6 protein-coding genes are annotated in these 7,203 nt (G+C 70.2%); 2 read left to right on the top strand and 4 right to left on the bottom strand.

Annotation, left to right across the window (positions count from 1 at the left end; translation table 11 throughout):
* Positions 1-1,137 (bottom strand): TIM-barrel domain-containing protein (locus AOK11_RS28675; protein ID WP_276204851.1); only part of this gene is annotated, 1,137 nt, incomplete at its 3' end.
* Positions 1,138-1,349: 212 nt separating this feature from the next.
* Here AOK11_RS28675 and AOK11_RS28670 point away from each other — a divergent pair.
* Together AOK11_RS28670 and AOK11_RS28665 are read left to right on the top strand one after the other, a co-directional pair.
* A complete protein-coding gene (locus AOK11_RS28670) occupies positions 1,350-3,317 on the top strand; it encodes an acetoacetate--CoA ligase (RefSeq protein ID WP_055596630.1) in 1,968 nt (655 codons plus the stop codon).
* Positions 3,318-3,417: 100 nt separating this feature from the next.
* Complete coding sequence (locus AOK11_RS28665) at positions 3,418-4,305, top strand: hypothetical protein (RefSeq protein ID WP_055596629.1); 888 nt, start codon at positions 3,418-3,420, stop codon at positions 4,303-4,305.
* Between the two features lie 138 nt (positions 4,306-4,443).
* Here the strand turns inward: AOK11_RS28665 and ptsP are convergent, their stop codons facing one another.
* From ptsP to AOK11_RS44105, 3 genes are all read right to left on the bottom strand, one after another.
* Positions 4,444-6,114, bottom strand: coding sequence for a phosphoenolpyruvate--protein phosphotransferase (gene ptsP / locus AOK11_RS28660; protein WP_055596628.1), 1,671 nt, complete (start codon positions 6,112-6,114; stop codon positions 4,444-4,446).
* A gap of 78 nt (positions 6,115-6,192) precedes the next feature.
* The gene (locus AOK11_RS28655) at positions 6,193-6,642 is read right to left on the bottom strand and encodes a PTS sugar transporter subunit IIA (RefSeq protein ID WP_055596627.1); all 450 of its coding nucleotides are present in this window, start codon (positions 6,640-6,642) and stop codon (positions 6,193-6,195) included.
* 285 nt (positions 6,643-6,927) lie between these two features.
* Positions 6,928-7,203: hypothetical protein (locus tag AOK11_RS44105; RefSeq protein ID WP_206188947.1), on the bottom strand; the 276-nt coding region annotated here is incomplete at its 5' end.

Genomic DNA, 7,203 nt, shown 5'->3' with positions numbered 1-7,203 from the left:
GTCCCCGGCGGGGACCGCCGGACCGACGACCGAAACCAGCCGGATCCCGTCCCGCCGCAGCTCGTCGGCGAGAGCCGGCAGCTTGGGGAACCGTTCCTGGTCCACGGTGAACCCCTGGTGGGCGTCGTGATGACCGCTACCGAGGTGGACGGCGTCGAGCGGCAGCCCGTGCTCCTGATGGCCGGCGACGGCCCGCCGCACCTCGTGCTCACCGCCGTCGCCCCACCGCACGTGATGATGACCGAGGGCCCACGCGGGCGGCAGCGCGGGAGCACCGGTCAGCGACGCCCAGGCGAGCAGCACCCGCGCGGGAGTACCCACCATCACCCAGCAGCGCAGCGGGCCCCCGTCCATCCGCAGCTCGCTGGTCCCCGCCCGGTCGTGCCCGGAGCCGGCGCCCTCCGCGCCTTCCCGCAGCGTCACGGTGCCGTCCCACGAACAGTCGTGGAACGCGAGATGTGTGCCCGCGTCGGCCAGTACCAGCTGCACCGGCATCGTGAGGGGAAACGGATCGCCGCCGGCCTCGGCACCGCGACCGGGACCCGTGTTCCACAGCCGGTAGGTGCCGTCCCGCAGCCTCGGCCCCGAGGCCCGTCCCCCGAGCCCGAAGAACCGGGCGTCGGCACGCACCTCGGACCGCTGCATCCAGCGCGCCGGGCCCCCCGCCACCGGTTCCCACCACCGCGGCGGCAGCTCCCGACGCAGCACCACACCACCCGGAGTGAGCACCTCCACCGCGCCGTGCCACGAGACGGCGACCGTCACCCGCTCGGCGACCACCCGCCAGCCGCCGTTGGTGTCCGGCTCCAGCACCGCCCGCGGATCCGGGTCGGGACAGCGCCCGGCCAGCGCGTACGACGGCTCCGGAGCCGCCCCGTCCCAGCCCCAGAAGACGGCCCCGTTCACGGCGACGCGGATCCGCAGCTCGGAACGGCCGAACCGGACGACACCACCCCCGGGCCCGGGTTCCACCTCCCGTACCGGCCCCGGAGTCCGCGCGCGCTCCGCCCCGCGCGGTGGCAGCCCGGTGGCATCGGCCCGCCGCCTGCGCCACGCTGCTCGTACGGTGCGCACACCCTGAGCCGTCCCCACCGAGCCGACCGATCTCACCGAACGCACCAGGTCACGACCGTCCATGGTGCTCACCCTGCCACTGTCCGCACCTCGCACGAGTGGCGTTCAACTGCCGTTCACCCATGATCGGACCACATCTTCACGACCGGGACCATGTGGGCCGCGCCCTGGTACGGAAGACGATCACGTGGCATCGTCCCTGTCAGCCGCGTCACGCGCACACCCCAGCCCGTGCGCGCAGGACGCACACGACGCGCACAGTCCGGGAGCCGCCCATGTCGACCGTGAACCCCCAGCCGCTCTGGCAGCCAGATCCGGAACGCATCGCCCGCGCCCGGATCACCACGTTCCACGCGTGGGCGGCCGAGCACCACGGCGCCCCCGCCGAGGGCGGCTACGCCACGCTGCACCGCTGGTCCGTGGACGAGCCGGAAACCTTCTGGAAGGCCGTCACGGAGTGGTTCGACGTCCGCTTCTCGGCCCCCTACGCGCGCGTACTGGGCGACCGTTCGATGCCCGGCGCCCAGTGGTTCCCCGGTGCCACCCTCAACTACGCCGAACACGCCCTGCGCGCCGCCGCGACCCGCGCGGACGAGCCGGCGCTCCTGCACGTCGACGAGACCCACGACCCGAGGCCCGTCACCTGGGCCGAGCTGCGCCGCCAGGTCGGTTCCCTGGCAGCCGAACTGCGCGCCCTCGGCGTACGCCCCGGCGACCGCGTCAGCGGCTACCTGCCCAACATCCCGCAGGCCGTCGTCGCCTTCCTGGCCACCGCGGCGGTGGGCGGCGTGTGGACCTCCTGCGCGCCCGACTTCGGAGCCCGCAGTGTGCTCGACCGCTTCCAGCAGGTCGAACCGGTCGTCCTGTTCACCGTCGACGGCTACCGCTACGGCGGCAAGGAGCACGACCGCCGCGACGTCGTCGCCGAACTACGCCGTGAACTGCCCACCCTGCGCGCCGTCGTGCACATCCCCCTGCTCGGCACCGACGCCCCGGACGGGACACTCGACTGGCAGGCCCTCACCTCCGCGGACACCGAACCGGTCTTCGAGCAGGTGCCCTTCGAGCACCCCCTGTGGGTGCTCTACTCCTCCGGCACCACCGGACTGCCGAAGGCGATCGTCCAGTCCCAGGGCGGCATCCTGGTCGAACACCTCAAGCAGCTCGGACTCCACTGCGACCTGGGCCCGGAGGACCGCTTCTTCTGGTACACGTCGACCGGCTGGATGATGTGGAACTTCCTCGTCTCCGGCCTGCTCACCGGAACGACGATCGTCCTGTACGACGGAAGCCCCGGCTACCCGGACACAGGCGCCCAGTGGCGGATCGCCGAACGCACCGGCGCCACCCTCTACGGCACCTCCGCCGCATACGTCATGGCCTGCCGCAAGGCGGATGTGCACCCCTCGCGCGACTTCGACCTCTCAGCGGTGCAGTGCGTCGCCACCACCGGCTCCCCCCTGCCGCCCGACGGCTTCCGCTGGCTGCACGACGAGGTGCGCGACGACCTGTGGATCGCCTCCGTCAGCGGCGGCACGGACGTGTGCTCCTGCTTCGCCGGCGCCGTCCCCACCCTCCCCGTCCACGTCGGCGAACTGCAGGCACCCTGCCTCGGCACGGACCTGCAGTCCTGGGACCCGAACGGCAGGCCCCTGACCGACGAGGTCGGCGAGCTCGTGGTCACCCATCCCATGCCGTCCATGCCGATCTACTTCTGGAACGACCCCGACGGCAGCCGCTACCACGACAGCTACTTCGACACCTATCCCGGCGTCTGGCGGCACGGCGACTGGATCACCCTCACCTCCCGAGGTTCCGTCGTCATCCACGGCCGTTCCGACTCCACGCTCAACCGCCAAGGCGTCCGCATGGGGTCGGCGGACATCTACGAGGCCGTCGAGCGCCTTCCCGAGATCAAGGAATCCCTCGTCATCGGCATCGAACAGCCCGACGGCGGCTACTGGATGCCCCTGTTCGTCCACCTGACACCGGGCGCCGTGCTCGACGAGGGACTGAAGGGCCGCATCCAGCGGACCATCCGCGAGGAACTGTCCCCACGCCACGTCCCCGACGAGATCATCGAGGTGCCCGGTGTCCCGCACACCCTGACCGGCAAACGCATCGAGGTCCCGGTCAAACGCCTCCTCCAGGGCACACCGCTGGAGAAGGCGGTCAACGCCGGCTCCGTCGACAATCTGGACCTGCTCACGTTCTACGAGGACCTGGCCCGCAAACGCGCCTGACCTCACCCTGCCCGCCCGGTCCGCAGCCGCCCGCCCGGACGCCGTTGTCAGTACCCCTGGTTACTGTGAGTGAGCATTGATCGACTGTACAGGGGGAGACATGACGTACACCGACCACCGCACCATGCGACGCGTCCTGCGCCGCGAGATCGCGGGCACCATCGGGCTGCTGACCGACGAGCACGACTTCCGCGCCATGCGGCACTACCGGAGCTTCCTCTTCGACGACCACGGCATCTACCTCGAACACGTGGAGGCCGTCCTCAGGACACGGGCCCTGCAGGGCAGCCACACCACACTGGCCCTCTTCGACCCCGAGGAGTACACGGAGTTCTGCGCACAACGCGGCCTCGACCCGGACAGCCACACCAGCCGCACCCGCTTCACGGCCGAAATCGCGGCCACCGGAGCCACCGTCCCCTACGAGGGGCAGCCCCTGACCGACCTCCTGCCCGCCCTCGTCGACGAGGGCGTCCGCCGCGCGACCTGGGAGTACGCGACCATGCTCCTCGCGCGTCTCGGAGCCTGTCCCTCGTGCGGCGAGGACCTGGGCCGCGAAGCCTTCACCCGAGCCTCCCGGCTGCTCGTCCGCATCCTCGACACGGCAGGTCCCGGGAGCCGGCACCTCGTCTGCAGCGTCTCCGGACCACCCGAGACCCTGGTCGCCGTCCTCCACGCCGACGACAACGGCGGACGCCTGGAACTGGACGACACCGAGATCCTCGAATTCACCACGGTGCTGGCCGTCGGCCTCGCCACCGACAAGCCGGGCGGGCTCGTCATGCGGACCACCGCCCCGGGCACCCCCGACCGCGTCCACGGCTGGCGGTTGCGCGCCCATGGCCTCGAGCCCCTCACCGCAGGGGAGGTCTTCGACGCCTACTGCACCGACATCGAATCGGGAGACCCCATCCCGCCCGAGTCCAACGTCGACTACTGCGAGCCGCCCGACCTCGGGGAGGACCCGAGCCCGTCCCACCACCACTGAACCCCGAACGGAAAGGGGACGCAGAACGGAGAGGGAAACGGGGAGCGGCCGCCAAGAAGGGGCGCCCCTTGCATGGAGCGCCCCTTCGGGAACAGCGGCGGCGATCGTCAGCCCGCCTACCGTGTCCTGCCTGCCCTGCTACTCGCCCGACAGCACCGTCTGAGCGGCCCTACGGGCCTCCTCGGCACTGTCCGTCGCACGGGCCGCCGCCGCGGCCCGCTCGCACTGCGCCAGAGTGAACTTCGCCAGCGCCGCCCGCACATAGGGGATGGACGCCGCACCCATGGAGAGGGAGGTGACACCCAGACCGGTCAGCACCGAAGCGAGCAACGGGTCGGACGCGGCCTCACCGCAGACACCACAGCTCTTGCCCTCGGCCTTGGCGGCCTCCGCCGCCAAGGCCACCAGGTCGAGCAGTGCGGGCTGCCACGGATCCTGCAGCCGGGACACCGCCCCCACCTGACGGTCCGCGGCGAACGTGTACTGCGCGAGGTCGTTCGTCCCCAGCGACAGGAACTCCACCTCCTGCAGGATCGAGCGCGCCCGCAGTGCGGCCGACGGAATCTCGACCATCGCACCGAACTTCGCGTGCAGCCCCGCCTCACGGCATGCGTCGGCGAAGGCCTTGGCATCGGCCCGGTCCGCCACCATCGGGGCCATCACCTCAAGGTGGACGGACAGCCCTTCCGAGGCCTTGACCAGCGCCGACAGTTGGGTACGCAGCACCTCGGGGTGGTCGAGCAGAGACCGGAGACCGCGCACGCCCAGTGCCGGGTTCGGCTCGTCCGCCGGGGTGAGGAAGTCCAGCGGCTTGTCCGCGCCCGCGTCCAGCACCCGCACGACCACACGGCCCTCGGGGAACGCCTCGAGCACCTGACGGTAGGCCGCGACCTGCTTCTCCTCGGAGGGAGCGTTCTTGCTGTCGTCCAGGAAGAGGAACTCGGTACGGAAGAGGCCGACACCCTCCGCGCCCGCCTCGACCGCGGCCGGCACATCCGCCGGACCGCCGATGTTCGCCAGCAACGGCACCGTGTGACCGTCGGCGGTCGCACCGGGCCCGGTCGACGCGCTCAGCGCCGCCCGACGCTCGGCCGCCGCGGCCTCGAGCTGCCCCTTCTTCTTCTCGCTCGGGTTCACGAAGATCTCACCGGTGCTGCCGTCGACGGCGATCAGTGTCCCTTCGGCGAGCTCACCGGCACCGGGCAGGGCCACCACGGCCGGCACACCGAGCGCCCGAGCCAGGATCGCGCTGTGACTGGTGGGTCCCCCTTCCTCGGTCACGAAACCGAGCACCAGGGTCGGGTCCAGCAGCGCCGTGTCCGCCGGGGCGAGATCACGGGCCACGAGGACATAGGGTTCGTCGCTGTCCGGAACACCCGGCATCGGAACCCCGAGCAGCCGGGCGACGATGCGGTTCCGCACGTCGTCGAGGTCGGCCACGCGACCCGCCAGATACTCACCGGCAGCGGCCAGCAGCTCGCGGTAGGCGGCGAACGCGTCGTACACCGCACGCTCGGCGGTACTGCTTTCGACGATGCGACGTTCCACGTCCGTCATCAGCTCGGGGTCCTGGGCCATCATGGCCTGGGCCTCGAGGACCGCCTGGGCTTCGCCGCCCGCCAGATTGCCGCGCGCCATCAGATCGGCCGCCACCGCCTCCACGGCCTTGCGGGCGCGCCCCTGTTCACGCTCCGCCTCCTCGGCCGGGATCTGTCTGGCCGGCGGCTCGAGGACCGCAGTTCCCATGTGCCGAACCTCGCCGATCGCCACACCATGGCTCACACCGACGCCTCGCAGCGTTGTCTCCATCTCACCTGTCTCCGGTAATGCGGCGGTATCCGCCGCCGTGTGGGTTGCCCTGCTTGCCGTCGGGCGACGGCACCGGCGTCACTTCCAGAGGAAGAGGGAGTCGCCGGCCTTGACCTCGCCGTCGTCGCGCAGTTCGGAGAGTGCCTCCACCGTGGCGTCCAAGGCCACGACCGGGCACACCGGGGACTTGCCGGAGGCCTCGACTGCCGCAGGGCTCCAGCGCACCACACCCTGACCGCGAGTCACGGTGTCGCCCTTGTTGACGAGCAGTTCGAAGCCGTCACCGTTGAGCTGCACGGTGTCGATGCCGAGATGGGTGAGGACACCGTGACCGCTCTCGTCGACCACGACGAACGCATGCGGGTGCAGAGAGACGACGACGCCGTCGACGGGGGAGACAGCCGTGGAGGGCTCCCGCAGGGGGTCGATCGCCATACCCGGGCCGACCATGGCCCCGGAGAAGACGGGATCGGGCACGGAGTCGAGTCCGATCGCCCGTCCTGCGAGCGGGGATGTCACGGTGGTCATGGGAAGCCTCCCAGGGGCGGAGATCGGTAAGGGCCCGTCACTGTCGGTCTCGGACGGCGCACTGTGATGCAGCGTATGTCATAGGTAGTACCGGTTCCGTACGAGAGAACCGATTAGAGGTCTAGACCACTTCTTCTTGTTGATTTGCACCTGCTCCGCGGCCCCCTGTACAGTCGGGCACCTGCCTGGGGCTGGACGGCGCGATCTCGCGTCACTACCCCGCAGCAAATCCAACTTGTCAGATCCTATCCCGGGGTCAACTTCTGCGTTCTCGCAGGACGGTGGTCAGGGAGCAGGGAAAACACTGATAAAGTCGGAGCCGCCGGAAAGGGAAATCGCGAAAGCGGGACCCGGGAAGGCGAACAGCCCGAGGAAATCGGATCGGAAAGATCTGATAGAGTCGGACACGCAAGACCGAAGGGAAGCGCCCGGAGGAAAGCCCGCGAGGGTGAGTACAAAGGAAGCGTCCGTTCCTTGAGAACTCAACAGCGTGCCAAAAATCAACGCCAGATATGTTGATACCCCGACGAGCGGATCTGATCCGGTCGTTGAGGTTCCTTT

It is taken from the genome of Streptomyces hirsutus, assembly GCF_001418415.1.
Classification (GTDB): domain Bacteria; phylum Actinomycetota; class Actinomycetes; order Streptomycetales; family Streptomycetaceae; genus Streptomyces; species Streptomyces hirsutus.
This window is presented reverse-complemented; position numbering and strand designations above follow the sequence as displayed.